The sequence below is a fragment of the Emticicia sp. GW821-FHT11C11 genome (genome assembly GCF_058808615.1).
On sequence record NZ_JBXARV010000001.1, the window covers coordinates 1,636,719 to 1,653,269 of the forward strand.

General features: G+C 40.0%; 18 protein-coding genes. 3 read left to right on the forward strand and 15 right to left on the reverse strand.

The features are described from left to right. Position 1: 1 nt before the first annotated feature. From AC1RRY_RS06955 to AC1RRY_RS06990, 8 genes are all read right to left on the reverse strand, one after another. Positions 2-319: a GNAT family N-acetyltransferase gene (locus AC1RRY_RS06955; protein ID WP_492819263.1), complete on the reverse strand. Its 318-nt coding sequence runs from the start codon at positions 317-319 to the stop codon at positions 2-4. Further along, positions 292-450 (reverse strand): hypothetical protein, encoded by a 159-nt coding sequence (locus tag AC1RRY_RS06960; RefSeq protein ID WP_492817064.1) that lies wholly within the window; start codon positions 448-450, stop codon positions 292-294. The genes AC1RRY_RS06955 and AC1RRY_RS06960 overlap by 28 nt, the downstream gene beginning before the upstream one ends. An 8-nt stretch (positions 451-458) precedes the next feature. After that, positions 459-845 carry a MoaF-related domain-containing protein gene (locus tag AC1RRY_RS06965; RefSeq protein ID WP_492817062.1) on the reverse strand — a complete coding sequence of 129 codons (387 nt, stop codon included), beginning with the start codon at positions 843-845 and terminating at the stop codon, positions 459-461. A gap of 31 nt (positions 846-876) precedes the next feature. Then, complete coding sequence (locus AC1RRY_RS06970; protein WP_492817060.1) at positions 877-1,404, reverse strand: DinB family protein; 528 nt, start codon at positions 1,402-1,404, stop codon at positions 877-879. A 62-nt stretch (positions 1,405-1,466) separates the two neighbouring features. After that, positions 1,467-1,928, reverse strand: a complete 462-nt coding sequence (locus AC1RRY_RS06975; protein ID WP_492817058.1) for a RidA family protein — start codon at positions 1,926-1,928, stop codon at positions 1,467-1,469. Between the two features lie 49 nt (positions 1,929-1,977). Continuing rightward, positions 1,978-3,279: an acetyl-CoA hydrolase/transferase family protein gene (locus AC1RRY_RS06980; protein WP_492817056.1), complete on the reverse strand. Its 1,302-nt coding sequence runs from the start codon at positions 3,277-3,279 to the stop codon at positions 1,978-1,980. A gap of 117 nt (positions 3,280-3,396) precedes the next feature. After that, the gene (locus AC1RRY_RS06985; protein WP_492887555.1) at positions 3,397-4,884 is read right to left on the reverse strand and encodes a DUF7133 domain-containing protein; all 1,488 of its coding nucleotides are present in this window, start codon (positions 4,882-4,884) and stop codon (positions 3,397-3,399) included. Position 4,885: 1 nt separating this feature from the next. After that, positions 4,886-5,989 carry a plastocyanin/azurin family copper-binding protein gene (locus AC1RRY_RS06990; RefSeq protein WP_492817052.1) on the reverse strand — a complete coding sequence of 368 codons (1,104 nt, stop codon included), beginning with the start codon at positions 5,987-5,989 and terminating at the stop codon, positions 4,886-4,888. Between the two features lie 100 nt (positions 5,990-6,089). Here AC1RRY_RS06990 and AC1RRY_RS06995 point away from each other — a divergent pair, with 100 nt between their 5' ends. Then, positions 6,090-7,340 (forward strand): MFS transporter, encoded by a 1,251-nt coding sequence (locus AC1RRY_RS06995; protein WP_492817050.1) that lies wholly within the window; start codon positions 6,090-6,092, stop codon positions 7,338-7,340. On the opposite strand, the gene AC1RRY_RS07000 is transcribed toward AC1RRY_RS06995, so the two are convergent. The 5 genes from AC1RRY_RS07000 to AC1RRY_RS07020 form a co-directional block, all read right to left on the reverse strand. Continuing rightward, positions 7,337-8,191: a sugar phosphate nucleotidyltransferase gene (locus AC1RRY_RS07000; protein WP_492817048.1), complete on the reverse strand. Its 855-nt coding sequence runs from the start codon at positions 8,189-8,191 to the stop codon at positions 7,337-7,339. The genes AC1RRY_RS06995 and AC1RRY_RS07000 overlap by 4 nt on opposite strands. Positions 8,192-8,204: 13 nt before the next feature. Continuing rightward, positions 8,205-9,572 (reverse strand): sensor histidine kinase, encoded by a 1,368-nt coding sequence (locus AC1RRY_RS07005; RefSeq protein WP_492817046.1) that lies wholly within the window; start codon positions 9,570-9,572, stop codon positions 8,205-8,207. A 9-nt stretch (positions 9,573-9,581) separates the two neighbouring features. After that, positions 9,582-10,259, reverse strand: coding sequence for a response regulator transcription factor (locus AC1RRY_RS07010; RefSeq protein ID WP_492817044.1), 678 nt, complete (start codon positions 10,257-10,259; stop codon positions 9,582-9,584). Between the two features lie 967 nt (positions 10,260-11,226). Then, positions 11,227-11,943 carry a hypothetical protein gene (locus AC1RRY_RS07015; protein ID WP_492817042.1) on the reverse strand — a complete coding sequence of 239 codons (717 nt, stop codon included), beginning with the start codon at positions 11,941-11,943 and terminating at the stop codon, positions 11,227-11,229. 110 nt (positions 11,944-12,053) lie between these two features. Further along, positions 12,054-12,539, reverse strand: a complete 486-nt coding sequence (locus AC1RRY_RS07020) for a DUF4890 domain-containing protein (RefSeq protein WP_492817040.1) — start codon at positions 12,537-12,539, stop codon at positions 12,054-12,056. Positions 12,540-12,739: 200 nt separating this feature from the next. Here AC1RRY_RS07020 and AC1RRY_RS07025 point away from each other — a divergent pair, with 200 nt between their 5' ends. Beyond that, the gene (locus tag AC1RRY_RS07025) at positions 12,740-13,255 is read left to right on the forward strand and encodes a hypothetical protein (RefSeq protein WP_492817038.1); all 516 of its coding nucleotides are present in this window, start codon (positions 12,740-12,742) and stop codon (positions 13,253-13,255) included. Between the two features lie 10 nt (positions 13,256-13,265). Further along, positions 13,266-14,210 (forward strand): glycerophosphodiester phosphodiesterase, encoded by a 945-nt coding sequence (locus AC1RRY_RS07030; RefSeq protein WP_492817036.1) that lies wholly within the window; start codon positions 13,266-13,268, stop codon positions 14,208-14,210. Here AC1RRY_RS07030 and AC1RRY_RS07035 read toward each other — a convergent pair. Beyond that, positions 14,195-14,953, reverse strand: coding sequence for a LytR/AlgR family response regulator transcription factor (locus AC1RRY_RS07035; RefSeq protein ID WP_492817034.1), 759 nt, complete (start codon positions 14,951-14,953; stop codon positions 14,195-14,197). The two genes, AC1RRY_RS07030 and AC1RRY_RS07035, sit on opposite strands and share 16 nt — an antisense overlap. Then, positions 14,950-15,948, reverse strand: coding sequence for a sensor histidine kinase (locus AC1RRY_RS07040; protein WP_492817032.1), 999 nt, complete (start codon positions 15,946-15,948; stop codon positions 14,950-14,952). The genes AC1RRY_RS07035 and AC1RRY_RS07040 overlap by 4 nt, the downstream gene beginning before the upstream one ends. Positions 15,949-16,551: the final 603 nt, after the last annotated feature.

Consider the following 16,551-nt stretch of genomic DNA (forward strand, 5'->3'; position numbering starts at 1 on the left):
TCTAAAGATGAAGTTTCATTCCTTCGTGAGTCGCCTTGAAACCAAGCTTTTCATAGAAATGCAAGGCTTCAGGGCGGCTTTTGTCTGTAGTCAGTTGCAGAATATGCGCTTTTCTTTCCCTGGCTCTATCAATGGCCCATTCAAACATCTGTCGGCCGATTCCTTCACCTCTTACATCATCGCGAATCCGTACGGCCTCTATTTGTGCTCTCACACCACCCTGATAGGTTAAATATTGGATAAAACTCAGTTGCAGCGTACCAATCAATTCTCCACCTTTCTCTTCTACTATCAGTTCCTGATTAGGGTCAGTATTGATGTTTTCAAATGCCTCGTAGTATTTTGCGGTAAAAGGTCCTGATAATTCTCTCTTAGCATACCCAGTTTATCATTGGCCAGCATTTGTACAATAAACGGAACATCGCTTCTTACGGCTTTCCTGAAAATCATGTTGTTTTCTACTTTTTGCTTATTTTGGCTTCAGCCAACTCAATTTTTTTGTCAATGAGCAGATAAGATTTCACTGTATTTTTATTAAAGTCAATGAGCTGGCTTACACCAATACCGTCTGCTTCTGCCCAGGTAATAAACAAATTGTTACCTTCCAGTTCTTTCTGATGAAACCGGTCAGTTTCCTGTCTGCCTTTCTCTTCTCCGAATACACATTGCCAGTTTAAGGTGCTGTCAGTCAGTATCTTCACTTCATATCTGGCGTCGCCGTAATCATAAACATAGGTTTCGCCTGTTTCAAATTTTGTTGGGGTTACAAGAGGAATATCTTCGCCTTTATTAACGCAGGAAGACATAACAACTATTGAAAAGATAAATAGTAAGATTTTTTTCATGATAAGTTACTTTGTGGGTTGAGTATTTGAACTAATTGAGCTTCAATGCTAATACTTGCGCTCTGTGTCGGTTTAAATGAAATCTAAGGAAATCCAGTCGCTGACGGATATCAAAAGAGCCCGAAATAGGATGAGGAAAAGTGATAACATCCAAATCTTTATCCGTAAGTTTATCAGCAAGTGCTTTTAATGGGATGTCCAGACTTTGCAGATTGGCTGACCATAAATCAATCGGCCCTCCCAATCTTGGTGCAGCACTGGCCGGGACTATTTCTTTGGGTTTCCATGTGCGTTCAATAATGGTTTCAATGGGCAAACCTTTATTGATATGTTCTCCTTCCCAGACTGATTTTCCTTCGGATTTGGCCTGAATCGTTTTATAAATAGCTACCAGCCCGTTTTGTTCAGCCCAATACAGATGCTCTGTTATTTCAATGGCATTCCAGATTTCGTCTGATATTTTATGGGTTGTCTGATGCGGAGTCAGGGTGTTTACTTCAAGCAGATATTTAGCCCGGGCATCAACAATAGAATCAATAAGTGATTGCACCTCACGCATATTTGTAAAGGATAGGTTTATTTGTTTTGCCGAAAATAAGAAAAAATTATGGCCGGGAAAACTTAATTTTTAGGGATTATGGCAGTCGCTTCTATTTCTATCAAGACATCATCCCTATACAATCGGCTGACTTCAACTAAAGTACTTGCCGGAGGATTTTTGACATTGATGAATTTATCCCGGGTATCTCTGATAACCTGAATTTTGCTAACGTCTCTGATGAAATAGGTCAGTTTTGCCAGGTGATTGATGTTACCCCCGGCTTCTTCTATAATGTTTCTGATATTGATAAAAGTCTGTTCGGTTTGTTTGGCAAAATCGTCTTTACCAACCAGATTACCCTGTTTGTCGAGTGGCACCTGACCTGAAATGAGTAGCATGGTGGCATTCCCGAGGTCTATCTGTGCTACCTGAGAATATCCGCGGGGTGTAGCCACAGAAGAAGGATTAACCAGTTTGAATGTTTCCTGAGAAAAGGAGGAAAAACTGAGTAACAGTGCTGAAAGAAAGAGTAATGGTTTCATTTTTGTTATTTAAGACGCTTAAAATTAACAAAAATGAAACCAAAAACAATTACATATAGGTATAAGTACCTTGTGAAGACTGGTGTTTGAATCGTTCAAAGGCTTCTTTTTCTAATTGTTCTCTATGGTCAGGATGCGCCACTTTTATCAATTCTTTGGCGCGCTCAACCAGATTTTTGCCATACAGGTAAGCGATTCCATATTCAGTCACTACATAATGCACGTGGGCTCTGGTAGTAACTACCCCGGCACCTTCTTTCAAGTGTGTTACAATTTTTGATTCGCAATTTTTTGTGGCTGCGGGTAAAGCAATAATAGCTTTACCGCCTTGCGACAGTGCCGCTCCTCTGATAAAATCCATTTGTCCGCCTACGCCAGAATACATCTGATACCCGATGCTATCGGCACAAATCTGGCCTGTGATGTCTATTTCTATGGCACTGTTGATAGCAGTTACTTTCGGATTTTGACGAATGATAGAGGTATCATTGACATAATCAACCGGAAGCATGCTAATCAGCGGATTATCGTCTACAAATTTATAAAGCTGCTCTGAACCGTATAAAAAGGTAGTTACCACTTTGCCCGTATGTTTTTTCTTGTACTTACCCGTAACCACTCCTTTTTCAATCAGCGGAATAAGTCCATCTGAAAACATTTCAGTATGTATGCCTAAATCTTTGTGGTTGTCCAAAGCGGCTAGTACAGCGTTAGGAATATTACCGATACCCATTTGCAGGGTAGCGCCATCTTCAACCAGTGAGGCGACGTTATTACCTATTTGCTGTTCAATATCGGTTGGTTTGCTCCATGTTACGGTTGGTAGTTGTTCGTCAAAAGGAACCAGATAATTAATCTTACTGATATGAATCTGACTATCTCCCCATGTACGCGGGACATACTTATTGGCTTGAGCAATCACAATATCTGCCGATTCCAGCGCAGCCAACGTGGCATCTAATGAAGTACCTAATGAGCAGAATCCGTTTTTATCAGGCGGGGAAACAGAAATCAGAGCTATGTTGAGATTGATGATATTCTGACGAAAAAGCCGAGGGATTTCTGACAAAAATACAGGAATATAGCTTCCTCTTCCCTCGGCAATTGCTTTTCTTACGTTTTTACCGATAAAAAACGCATTGGTATGAAAAATACCTTCATACTCCGGCCGGGTATAAGGTGTTTCTCCCTCAGTGTGCAAGTGATAAAGCTCTACATGTTGTAATTCGCCCGAGCGTTTAACCAACTGCTGTAATAAATGCTGCGGAGCTGCAGCTACGCTGTGAACATATATTTTATCGCCCGATTGAATAAATTCAAGGGCTCTTTCTGCTGAAATAATTGTTGCCATTTTAGGATTATGAACTTTTATGGGTGCAAAATTCGGTCATAACGCCGTCTGTGAATATGACATCGGTCAGTAATCAGCCTGCTAAATATCCTAAATAGATTAATGGTTCAACTCTAATTACAGCAATTTGTTCAATGTATAGCAAATCAGATTATTGAACAGATATCTTTCGTCGTCGGTTTTTATATCTCCGGTGCGCAATTCATATACATATCCTGCTTTCATTTCGGCCAGTTCAATCGATACTTTTTTGCGGTCTGCCGAGAGTGTAATTGATTTCACCGGTACCTCCTGCAAATCGAACTGCTTGGAGCCATACGCCTGATGATACTCATAATAATAACGTCTGAACTTGTAATTAGTTATTTCTTTTGCTGCTTCTGCATTTAATGGAAGTGTGAAAGTTAAATCAAATCCGGTTTTAGTGAGGTTCATAGACATCACATCCAGATGTGTTTTACCTTTCCAGCTGATTCGCTGTATACCCCTTGCACCTGCCCAGCCGTGGTCGTTTTGGCCCACCCACAAGCTACCATCCGATGCAAAAACAAGCCTGTTGTTACCGATTCTCATTTTTGAGCCGAAGTTCATAGGTATGCAAGCGCCTTGTAAGGCTCCGCCTACTTCTTCCAGAAGTGTACGCATTACATATTTATGGTCCATGTCTCCCACAAGCATTTGTCCTGCAAATGGCCCGAATTTCCCTTTGGTATTATCCCAGATGGGTTGAGTAGGGGAGTTCGCAAAGTAGCCGTGCGGAAATTGTATGGATTCTTTAGTACGCATGCTATCCAGTTTTGCTACAGGCAATGTAATAGGAACTACTCTCGGAAAATCTTCTTTCCAGATTAAGCCGGCCGGATGCCCGTAAAACTTACCTTCTTCTACATGAAACAACTTGCTGGTTCCCAGCCAGTCACCCTGGTTGTCGGATACGAATAGTCTGCCCTGCGCATCAAATCCCATTGTATTGGGTGAACGAAAACCAACTGCGTAAGGATGTAGCTTGCCGTCTTTGGTCAGTTTCATGATCCATCCTCTATAGGGTACACACGAGTACATGCGCCCGGGACGAGACAGCGAATCATACTTGCCTCTGATTTCAGGTCTGATTCCGGCGCCATTTGAAGCAAGGTTGAGAGCTATGTATAAATTACCCTGTTTATCGGCAACGGGGCCAAAGGCAAATTCATGGTAGTTACCAGACATACCAAAATCATCGGTTACGGTCTGATAATCATCTGCCACGCCGTCGCCGTCTGTATCTCTTATCCGGGTTAGTTCGGGGCGTTGCATAATCAGAATCTCACGATTATTAATCACCAGAATACCTAATGGATCGTGCAGGCCTTCGGCAAACAGTTTCCACTTTTTGGTTTTCAGGTTATAGGTCATGATTTCGCCTCGGTGGAAACAGGCAATGAAACGGCCATCGGGCATAAAGCCAATGGCACCTGTTTCGGCAATCAGTCCGTCAGGCAATGGAATGTTTTCAACCGTATAATAGTTCGCAGCTGAATCTTTCAGCATACTATTTTGCGCCGTTGAAACTTCAGAATAAAACAAGCATACCGCAAATAGGGCTATATATCTTAATATTTTCATGTTACTTCTTCATGGTTATGGTTACTGTTTGGGTACCTGCAGGAATCTTCAATATTCCATCTTTAAATTTACCGACCGAACTCTGGTAGGTAATGCCATCGTCTGTTTGGGTCACAAAAAGAAGAGACTTAGTGTTATTTTTAAAAGTGAATGTTCTGCGTAATCCGGCATTATTCGGGAGCAGTTTCAGGGTTTCTTTTACTTCTATGTTATTAATGAAGTAGCGAAACGTAGGAATACGGTTAACAAAAGAATAACCTTTGAAGTGAACTTCGGGAATGGCATCTGTAGTACTTACTCTTAATGGGAAACCCGTTTTATCTCTCCAGTAAACATCGCCCACAATTTTAGTCAGTTTGCTGCCATTGCCTTTCCACTGCTCGCTGTTATCTACAAATCCACCCGACCAGGCATATCTTAGATAGCATTTTCCGGCATCGAAGCAATAGGATTCGGTTTCACTCAAAGCAACGGCAATAGCCGCAGGGCTACAGTCTGGCATGAATGTGCGGTAATGCATCGGATATTTGAGCGGATAAGGATGAGGTGAAGGTGCCGCCATCTGATGACCCGCATGGCTGGCTGGCATCGTTGTTTTTTGTCGCTGCCCTTCGGGTACATTCAGATCTTTTTCAAGAGGTGGCAGCGGCTTGTTGGTTACATACATGGCACCGTACATCACGTATCCATGCCCGGGGTAGGTACATACATAAGGATAAATGCCCTCTTTGCCCACCAGAAAGCTAATGCTTTCTAAACGACCGGGTTCGAGTATTTTAGTATTGGCAATAACCAGAGGTGAGTTAGGTACGTAATCCATTTTGGCACCTCTATCGGCCAGTTTCAGGGCTTCATCAACCACTTTCAGGCGGGCACCGGGTTGGGTAACTACCAGGTTATGCGCCATGTCGTCATGATTGTCCAGCGTAATGGTTACTCTGGTGTTGGGGCGTACTGAAAAACGGGGTAAATCGAACTGCAGTCCTCCTAATACTTTAATAACAATGGTGGTATCTTGTTGGGCAGACGTTGAGTGAACTGTAAAACAGAACAATAATATTAAGCCGGTAAGCACTCGCTTAGCAGCTAAAGCGGTTTTAAACATGTTACTTGGATAGGAGGTGAATAAGTACCCAAAAATAGGCAGTAATCATTATTTTTTCTATATTTACTGAGCTTAAATTTACTACTCTCACCAAATTTCTATGAAAGTTCGCTACCGGGTTCTCTTTGGTTTGTTTCTTCTTTCTATTATTACCTACCTCGACAGAGTCTGTATGAATGTGGTGAGTAAGTATGTGAAATCAGATTTGGGTCTGGACAACGAATCGTTTGGGTATGTGTTGGGTGCTTTTTCTCTTTCCTATGCATTGTTTGAATTGCCCACCGGTATTTTAGGTGATAGGATTGGCCCTAGGAAAGTTTTAACGAGAGTAGTCTTATGGTGGTCGGGCTTTACGGCATTGACAGGTTCTGCCTTTAATTTTTTGTATTTGCTGATTGTCAGATTCCTATTCGGTGCAGGTGAGGCCGGAGCTTTTCCAAACGCATCTATTGTGATTTCGAAATGGTTTCCGTCGGTAGAAGTAGGGAGAGCTCAATCGGTTATATGGGCAGCGGGTAGATTAGGAGGGGCTTTAACACCATTATTAGTAATACCATTGGTACATGCAGCCGGTTGGCGCATGGCCTTTTTTATATTAGGAGCAGTTGGTGCAGTGTGGGCGATAATCTGGTACTTCTGGTTTAGAGATACACCTGCCGAAATGCCGGGGATCAGTGCAGATGAAGTAGAAGAAATTGAGACTAACCGGAAAAAGATGACATCAGATCATAAAATTGACTGGAAAATTGTGATTAAAAACCGGAACGTATGGGTTTTAATGCTCATGTGTCATTTGTTTTTTTATGCTTCTTATTTCTTCACCAACTGGTCGTCTACTTATTTTCAGGAAGGCCGACACATGACCGAAGAGCAGGCAAAAAACTTTGTATCGTTATCTTATTTTCTGGGGGCTGTCGGGTGTCTGGCAGGTGGTTTTGCAAGTGATTTGTTAAGCAAGAGATTTGGATTGAAACTAGGCCGCAGAATCGTTGGAGTATTGGGTCTGGGGAGTTCAAGCATCTGTTTTTTAGCTTCAGGCCTTACGACGGACAATGAATTGGCTGGTTATTTATTGGCTTTATGCGTTTTGTTAAAAGACTTTACCCTTCCTGTGGCTTTTGCAGTCTGTGTAGATATTGGTAAGCAATATTCAGGAACTGTAGCCGGAGCAATGAATTTTGCCGGACAGCTAGGTGGGTTTTTCATCACCATCATCTTCGGCATTATTGTTCAGAAGACAGCTAATTTCAATTACCCGCTATTTCTGATAGCAGGCTGCCTGATTGTTGCCTCTATGCTATGGTTTGTGATTGATCCTACTAAAAATCTGGTTGTTGAAAAAGAGGATTAGAAATCTCCGTACTGGTTTTCCAGAATGGTCTGTATATCAGCAATATCATCTTTACTGGTCAGATCAGGCAATACTTCTGATATCGGAATAGTATAAATGCTTTTGGGTGTTTCGTTTGCCCACAACCTGACTGTAACCGGAATCTCTTTTTCATTACGAACCGGATGCAAAGGCGTTTTTTGCAGAAATGGCAAAAGGTGTTTTGCAGTAAAGGCAAAGATATTCCAGCTTATACCAATGCGTGGCATGGTGCGCACAATTTCTTCCCATTCGGCATCAGTGGGTTTTTCAAGTAAGTCAATCAGAAAACCTTCTTCATCTTTTTTAATGATGGCACAGTTGCGTGTCCGTTCAACGGTATTTCCGGCAGAGTCCCAGTCGAGCATGGCATTTGGATGCGCATCTTCTGATAACAGCTGAAAAGCCTTAACCGGGTATAGGTTGTCTCCGTTGCAGGCTATAAAGCGGCTTTCAGCCCATGAGGGGTGTTGAGCCAGCGCCTGTTCGATAGCATCACTGGTACCTAATGGTTTTTCTCTGTTTTCGGGTATATGCTGACGGGCAAACTTAATGTCGAGCCCCCAATTATTATCTGCTTTTGTCAGATTCTCATAGTGAGCCTGGGTAACTGTATCTTTAGGATTTAACAACAGAATAACCTCTTTTATACCTGCTTTTGATGCATTGTATAATACATAATCGAGAAACGGCCGGCCGTTTTTCCCCAATCCTATCATGCATTTGGGTAAAGTGTTAGCTTGTTCAATGAGTTTGGTGTCAAGTGAAGTATCAGAGGCCAGAGCCTTTTTCATTCGGGACGACATGCCCCCCGCCAGAATCAGAAGTTTCATTTAAAGTATATTGCTATTCAATTGTTGGCAATATAATGATAATTGTGGAACCGTTTCCTACTTCTGACTCAATTGATATTTTTCCGCGATGGATTTCTACGATTCTTTTGGTAAGTGGCAGCCCGATACCATGACCCGAGACATCATGCGTATTGACAGAACGATAAAAAGGTTTGAATATATGTTCCAGGTCTTCTTCCGGAATACCCGTTCCGTGGTCGGTAAAGCGTATTTCTAGTTCTTTTTTGCTTGTATGAATAAGCGTCTGACACGAAGGTTCAAGGCTATATTTACAGGCATTTTCCATGATATTCATAAACGCCATTTTCAAAAGTGCTGCATTGCCCATCACAGTGATGTCCTCAGATTCCGGTACTTCTTCAAAACCAATATTTATTTCATAATGAGGTTTTTTCTGAATCAATTGTCCTCTTGCCTGCCACAATAGGTCATCAACTCTCACTTCCCGCATATCTACCAGATGCGCATCAGCATTGGCTCTCACCAGTTCAAGCAACTCATTTACCAGCTTAATCATATCCTGTACTTCGGCTTTTACCGAGTCAAGCGCCTGCCGGTATTCTTCACTGGTCCGGCGTTTCATCAGGGCAACTTCTGCCTGTCCCTGCATAATGGTGAGGGGGGTGCGGAGTTCGTGCGTTACATAAGAGACAAAGTTTCTTTGCTGCGTATAGGCAAATTCGAGCCGGTCAAGCAAATCATTGAAAGTACGGGCCATCTGGCCTACTTCATCGTTCAGATCGGCTTCCGGTAAGCGCTGGTTGGAATCATGCGCAGTTATTAATTCCATCCGGTCAGCTATCTGGCCGATGGGCTTCACATCACGCTTTACAAAAAAGCGCATCATCAAAACAATAACAATAATGGCTATGAAAGTGCCAACAATCAGTAAATCTCTCAGTCTTTCCTGTTTTGCATAGCCAAAATCATCAATGGCAGTTGCCGATAAGATTACTTTCTGGCGAGTTTCTGGTACTTCATATATAAAGAGAATCCGGTCTGAGTCCAGACTGTCTACAGCCACTTCTTTTTTTTTCAGTACTTTCTTTAAAAGGGCAGTTGAGAGCTGTTGTTCGGTAGGTGAAGCATAAATAGTCCTGCCGTCCAGGGTATAGATACCGTTGGCTTCTCCGGTCATTCTGAATTCAGAATTGATTTCGATCCGTTCAAGAATTTCAGGTGTGAGGCTGGTACTGTCTGCTAACAGACGCTCACGCGAAATGGCATTTTGTTTAAGAATCTTGAGGAATTCTTTCTGACGGAAGTCTGCGTAAAAATTATAGATGACTATCGAAAAAGCCCCAAATAAGATTGAAACAATTAATGAGGCACGAAGAGGCTGTCTGTCTATAATTTTCATTATACGTATTTAATCTTCTTTCAGAATATATCCCATTCCCACTACTGTATGAATGAGCTTAACGGTGAAATCCTTATCAATTTTTTTGCGCAAGAAATTAATATAAACATCAATTGTATTGGTACCGGTGTCAAAATGGATGTCCCACACTTTTTCAGCAATATCAACTCTCGAAACCACCCGGCCTCTGTTGCGCATCAGGTACTCAAGCAAGGCAAATTCACGGGCTGTTAAATCTATGGTTTGCTGGCTGCGTCTGGCAACCTTTTCGTTTAAATCAAGTTCAAGATCTGCAATTTTTAGTACATTTTGCTGAGGCATCATGTCGCTTGACCGGCGTTGCAGTGCTCTCAGCCGCACTAATAGTTCTCTGAATTCAAACGGCTTTACCAGATAATCGTCAGCGCCTGCTCCGAATCCTACCAGTTTATCATTAATGCTACCCATAGCGGTAAGCATAAGAATCGGGGTGGATAATTGCTCCTGTCTTAACTGTTGAGCCAGATCGAAACCATTTATTTTAGGCAAATTTACATCAAGAACTAATACGTCGTATGGATTACTGAGTGCCATATTTCTGCCGATTTGTCCGTCATAAGCTATATCTACATTACAGGCGTTTTCTTCAAGACCTTTTTTTACAAATTCGGCTAATTTTGGCTCATCTTCAACTACTAAAACTCTCATCTCGTTTGGCATGGTTATATTAAATTTTTAAGTTAGTCAATAAATTCTGTAATATAAAAACTCTGAAAAATTTTATTCCAACACGAGTGATGCCTTTTACCGGACAGAGAATTTAATATTACCGCTGCAAAGTTGAATAGGAGAGATGAATATAACTTTAATGCGAAATTAAAAACCAATTAAAACACAGGATACTGTTTTGCGGAGCCGACAGACTATTCATAGCTAAACGCAAATAAAAAAAGCTGGGTCAAATTGCCCAGCCTTTGTCCTATTGAATCCACACAACTTTTATGAAAAAACTATATTATTATATTTTTAATTTCTGATACAAAATTATGAGAAGGTATTAAAATTGTCATTAATAGCGGGTTAAAAAGCGATTAAAAAGATAGGCATGCACATAAAAAAAAAGGACTGGAGTAATTACTCCAGCCTTTCCCGCTACTAAATCCACACAACTTTTATCTTTAATATTTTTGTTCTAATGCAGTAGAACTTAAAATTTAAGTCCTGTTCCGATATCTTATTTACCTCACTTTTCCTTATCGCAGATTTCGGTATCAAATATAAAAACGAAAACAATAACTAAACAAGTATTTCTTCAATTATTTATTTTCTATGGGACAAATTTAAAAAAAACTTTGGTAAAAAAACAAGAAATTTTATAATTTTCTTGAAGTATTATCGTTGCCTCTTCGTCTTTATCCGATTTTCATTTCAAATTTATTACTTTTTTTTTATTGTGCAAAATTAATATTATGCCGAATATTTAGACGAATGTACAAAATTTATCTACGAAATTTTTTGTCTTTGTTAAAAATACTTTAAAAAGTGATTCTTTAGGGTTGGTTTGCACTTTTTTGCGTCCAGATTGCTATCGGAATAACTTGTATAGACAAATGTAGTCAATATTATAAATTTTTTTTAAAACTATTAATGGAACATTGAAATTTTTAAATTGATTTTAATGAGACGGAGTAAAGGCTGATTCGGTCATGAGTTGATTTGCCTGTTTTCTTTTTCGGAATGTCCACCTGTAAATATCCTTAAATAAATCGGGTTGAAGTTCGAACCCAAAACTATAATAGAAGCCGTCGTAATTTTCCTGAATATTTTTTGATATGAGTGCGTAGCGGTAACCTCCCTGTACTGAAAGCCCTATCCATCTGGTTGCTTTCCATTTGGCATACAGCCCTGTTTGCAGCGGCATAAAGAAATCTTTTCTTTTCCATACCTGTATTTCCGTCAGCAGGTTTGTTTCCTGATTTTTCGTGGCGCCGATTCCTACTTCAACAGGCATGCTTACGCGCCATCGTTTATTGTCGATGAAGTTTTTCCAGTACATCAGACTGAAAAAATACAAATCGGTTTTGGTATAATAATCAAGATTAACCCGTTTTGAGGTTTTCTTCCGGAAATCGAGCAACCGCATATAGGAATTGAAGCTGAGCCAATAATACCCGGCTGTTATCTGGTTTCTTTTACGACCAAAAAAAATGCCGGAGTTTACTCCCCATATATTAACTCGTTTGTCTTTTATGAATGAACTACGGGCATCCCAATTCAGCACAAACCCCGCACTTGTACGGGGCTTATCAAGCGGTTTTAAAAGCAGGGAGTCGGGCAATGCATGCGTGCTTTGTGCATAAGAACCCAGATGGCAAGCGGCGACAAAAAACACAATTGCCAGTATACAGTAGTATTGAGACTTTATATCTTTTATTAGTAATCTAAAAGGTATTAGCACGCCCTGGCAGAAAAGATTATGCATTTAATAATAGGATACATATCTTATTGTTTTGCTTTTTTCTTAACGGCCTCTTTTTTATCAGTATAAATCTTGTACTGCTCGGGAGTAAGAATTTTTTCGAGCTCCTTATTTTGTTTTTCCTCCAGTGTTGCTATTTTTTCCTTGGCTTCTTTGATTTGCTGAGGTGTAGGCCTTGTGTCGCCGAAATCTTTTTTGATCCGTTCATACATGTCTTTTCTTTGATAGGCATAGTCTTCGTTCAATGATGATATCAGCACTTCTTGCTCATCTGTTAATTTGAGCTTCTTTATCATCCATTTGGTTTCTTCTTTGGCAACTTCGTCGGGATCTAACGGAGCCTTGGGCTTCGGATTATCAAATTCACTGCCATATCTGTTCAGCCCTCCACCATAGCCTGAGTTGCGGCCATATCCGGGATAGTACTGCGCCTGAACGAAAGTGACAGAAAGAAAGAAAAAGCAAATAAAGCTTAGGGCGAGCTTTAAGGCTCTTGAAATAGTACTCATACTAAAATGTGTTTTGTAAATACAAAATTAAACTTTTTTAATGAAACACAATATTTGGGTCACGATTTTGTGCCACAATAACCACTGCAAACCAGTAATCAGGAGTTATTCCATGCAACCAAAAAGAGGCATGTGCCGTCTTTCTTTCATTACTACACCTATTATGCTTGTTAATTAACGAAACCAGATAAGCATATTACATGAACACCACAACTATTCTTACTGTAGTAGTAATAATCTTTTATCATGAAACCGTTTCAGCACAACTATCTACTGATAAGACGACTCATAATGCAATCTACATAGAGGCTCTGGGAATGGGAGGTTATGGCTCTGTTAACTACGAGCGGCTTATATTCAGGAAAGAAAATGTTCATATAGGAGTAAGGCTTGGCGTTGGTACCTACCGATTAAGAGATTTTGAGACCAGAGTTAATCCCGATGTGACCATCCCGTTTTCATTGAATGCCTATTATGGTAAAATACATCATGTTGAAGTGGCAATAGGGCAGACATTTGCCAGCATTGTAAAAGCGAGTGCAGTAGATTTTAAGGTCGAGCGGGATAATTCACTAAGCTCCAATCTCAGCATAGGGTATCGTTATCAGAAGAGCAGTAAAGGGTTAGTTTTCAGATTAAACTATTGCCCTATTGTTTCATCAACTACAACATTAAAGCATTGGTATGGGTTATCGATAGGTTATGCTTTTTTTTAAACATGTTTATATGAAAAAAATCATCCCGTTTCTGTTGCTTTTCATCTTTGCTTCCTGCGAAAAGGAGGCAATCATTTTTGCAATCAATAATCTTAATCGTGACATGATTACCGTATTGGGTCATGGAGGGATGGGTATAGCGTCTGCTTACCCGATGAATTCGTTTGAGTCGATTAAGAATTGCATAAATGTAGGCAGTGATGGCACAGAGCTGGATGTACAAATGACAAAAGACGGAGTACTGGTGGCTTTTCATGATTCTGATTTGTCGGCCAAAACAAACCTGAAGGGAGTAGTCAATTCATTGCTTTGGGATGAAGTAAAAAATGGGTATTACAATGAAACACCTTATATGAGGTATGCTGTAGTATCTCTTGAACAAATTTTGGGTAGCATAAAGAACGTTGATAACTACAGATTTACTTTTGATTGCAAATTGTACAGGGAAACTACCGACGACGATACCTATTTGGATAAGTTTGCAAATGCCATTGTTGAACTGGTTGAAAAATATGAATTGGAACGGAGAATCTGCATTGAGTCGACCGATGTAGCATTTCTTAAAGTTTTGCAGCAAAAAAAAGACAGATACAAACTTTTCATTTATCCTTCAAACTTTGAAGAAGGGCTAAGCATAGCCAGGTCGGAAGGGTTTTATGGCATAACTATTTCGACAAATCTCATTTCTGCTGAAGATATTCAAACGGCTCATATAGCCGGAGTAAGAGTGGCGGTTTGGGATGCGCATTCTACGCAGGAGAATCTGGATGCTGTTCAAAAAAATCCTGATTTTATACAGTCAGACAATGTGAAATACCTTGTAGGCCTGTTAAGTGCCACGACAGAAATTGCCGAGGCAAAAAAAGCCGCATGGCTCGATTCCCTATTGTATAGAAAGAGCTTGCCGGCTGTTGATACCAGTAGCCACGACAGTACGCATCAACCTGAAAACTGACTGCTCTTTTTTTCAATGAAATCCTTGAAGGCTTTACGATAAGTGTCACTGATAGGCAGGAAGTTACGCGCAGGGGTACCTGTCTGATACGTGATAGGAACAATCTGTACTTTTTCTTTTTCGATGGCTTCTATGGCATCAAAAGAAACAATATAAGAATTGTGAATACGAATAAACTGATCGGCCGGTAACTGGCTTTCGAACGATTTGAGTGTTTGTAGCGGAACAATCCTTTTGTCTTTCGTATAAATGATGATATAGTCTTTAAGGCCTTCTACATAAATAATATCATCCAGCTTAACTTTTACCAATTTTGTCCGGTCTTTTACGAATAAAAAAGACTTGTTGTTGGATGGCCCTTCATGCGCTGCTGCCTGTCTGATAATTTGTAAGCGATTTTCAGCTTTTTCTATGGCTTGAAGGAATCTTTCGAAAGTAACGGGTTTCAGCAAATAGTCCATTACATCGAGCTCGTAACCTTCCAATGCATATTCGGGATACGCAGTAGTGAGTATAATCAGCGGTTTGATGGGCAGCACTTTTAACAGGCTGATACCGGTGAGTTCCGGCATCTGAATATCAGAAATCAGTAAATCAACCGAATTGTGGTGCAGAAACTGAAGTGCATCCAGTGGATTCGGGAATGACTGAACCAGTTCGAGATAGGGTACTTTATGTATGTACTGTTCCAGCAGGTTACGGGCCAGAGGTTCGTCTTCAACTATTATGCACCTGATTGTCATCTCAAATCTATCTTTAACTGAATGCTGTGTTTATTATCTTTGTTTTCCACACTAAGCCTGTGTGCACCCGGGTAGCTCAGCTCTAATCTTCTTTTAAGGTTTTGCAAGCCTATACCTGAGCTTTCGCGGATTGTGCTGGTTGCTGCTAAAGTACTGTTTTCTACTGTATAAGTACAGGTTTTACCATCTATCTGCAGCAGCACTTTTACCCATGAGCTCGGGTCATTGCCGTTTACTCCATGTTTGAAGGCATTCTCCAGAAACGTAATCAGAACCAAAGGTACAATCATAACCTGATTAGTAGGGCCTTTTACTTCAAAATCTATAGGAATCCGCTGATTCAAACGTAGCTTTTCCAGACTTATGTAATTTTCAATGTATTCAATTTCTTTATCAAGAGGCACCTTTGCATGATTGGAGTCATAAAGCATATACCGCATCATTTTAGATAACTTGGCAATTACTTCGGTTGTATTAGGTGAATTTGAAAAAGCCAGCGAATAAAGATTATTGAGTGTATTGAATAAAAAATGCGGATTTATCTGTGCTTTCAGGAATCTTAATTCAGCTGTCAGTTTTTCATTTTCCACTTCTTTTTTCTGACCTTCCAGTTCAAACCAGTCTTCCAGGAATTTCAGCATCCCTACGAAAATAACAATGAAAAAAGCGCTGATAAAACTCTTGATAAAGAACTTGGTACTATAAACCACTTCAATACGGCGCAGGTCTCCGCTGTCTACATAAATCTGTCTTTTAAGATAAATCAGGAAAATATGCAGGACGATAAACGGAATGATAAACTCAAGGATGTAACGCCAAAGTTTTTTATGTTTCAGAAAACGGGGAAGAAAATAAAAGTAGTTAATATAACTGGCCGTTGCAATGACAGACACGTGTGCACAGGCGTCGGCAAGGAGCCGCAGATAACTACTTTGTTCATCATCCTGGAAACTAATCTGGTAAAAGAAAAAAGAGAAATAGGCGCACCAGAACATGAGGTGGACTATTAGGATTCGGTGCCGTTGAACAAATGATTGGATGGCCATGTTTCTGAGAAAATGATAACGAAATAAACGCTTATTGTTTAATAATCAAATCTATGACAGAAAGCAAGGCGTCGCTTTTATGCAGTTTAGGAGGTTTTACCGACTTATTGTAGAAAAAACTCGACTATTTTATAATAAATCTGCTTACTTGTCGAGAAAATATGCCCAATGGTATAATATGTGTTTGAACATACATTAATTGTTAGTTGTTTTGAAGAAAAATAGAGGGCAGAAAAATTAAATAGATATTAAAACCGTTTTTTTTTGAAACCCATTGGGATCGTTTTTCGTCTATTGCTTAGAGTGTAACCAATACACCGAATCATCATCCGATTTTTTTAACTCAGACTTACATCATCTTTCTTCATATAAAAGAAGAGATCAAGATTTTAATATAAAATTAGGTTAATAAAAAGGCTTGTTGCTTTGCGACAAGCTTCTTTTTTGTAAATTTGAATACAATATAACCTTTGAAACCTGCCGTATCTGAAAAATACTGAAACACTTTCTCCTTGTATAAATATAATAAGTTCAAAAATTAAACATAAGGTT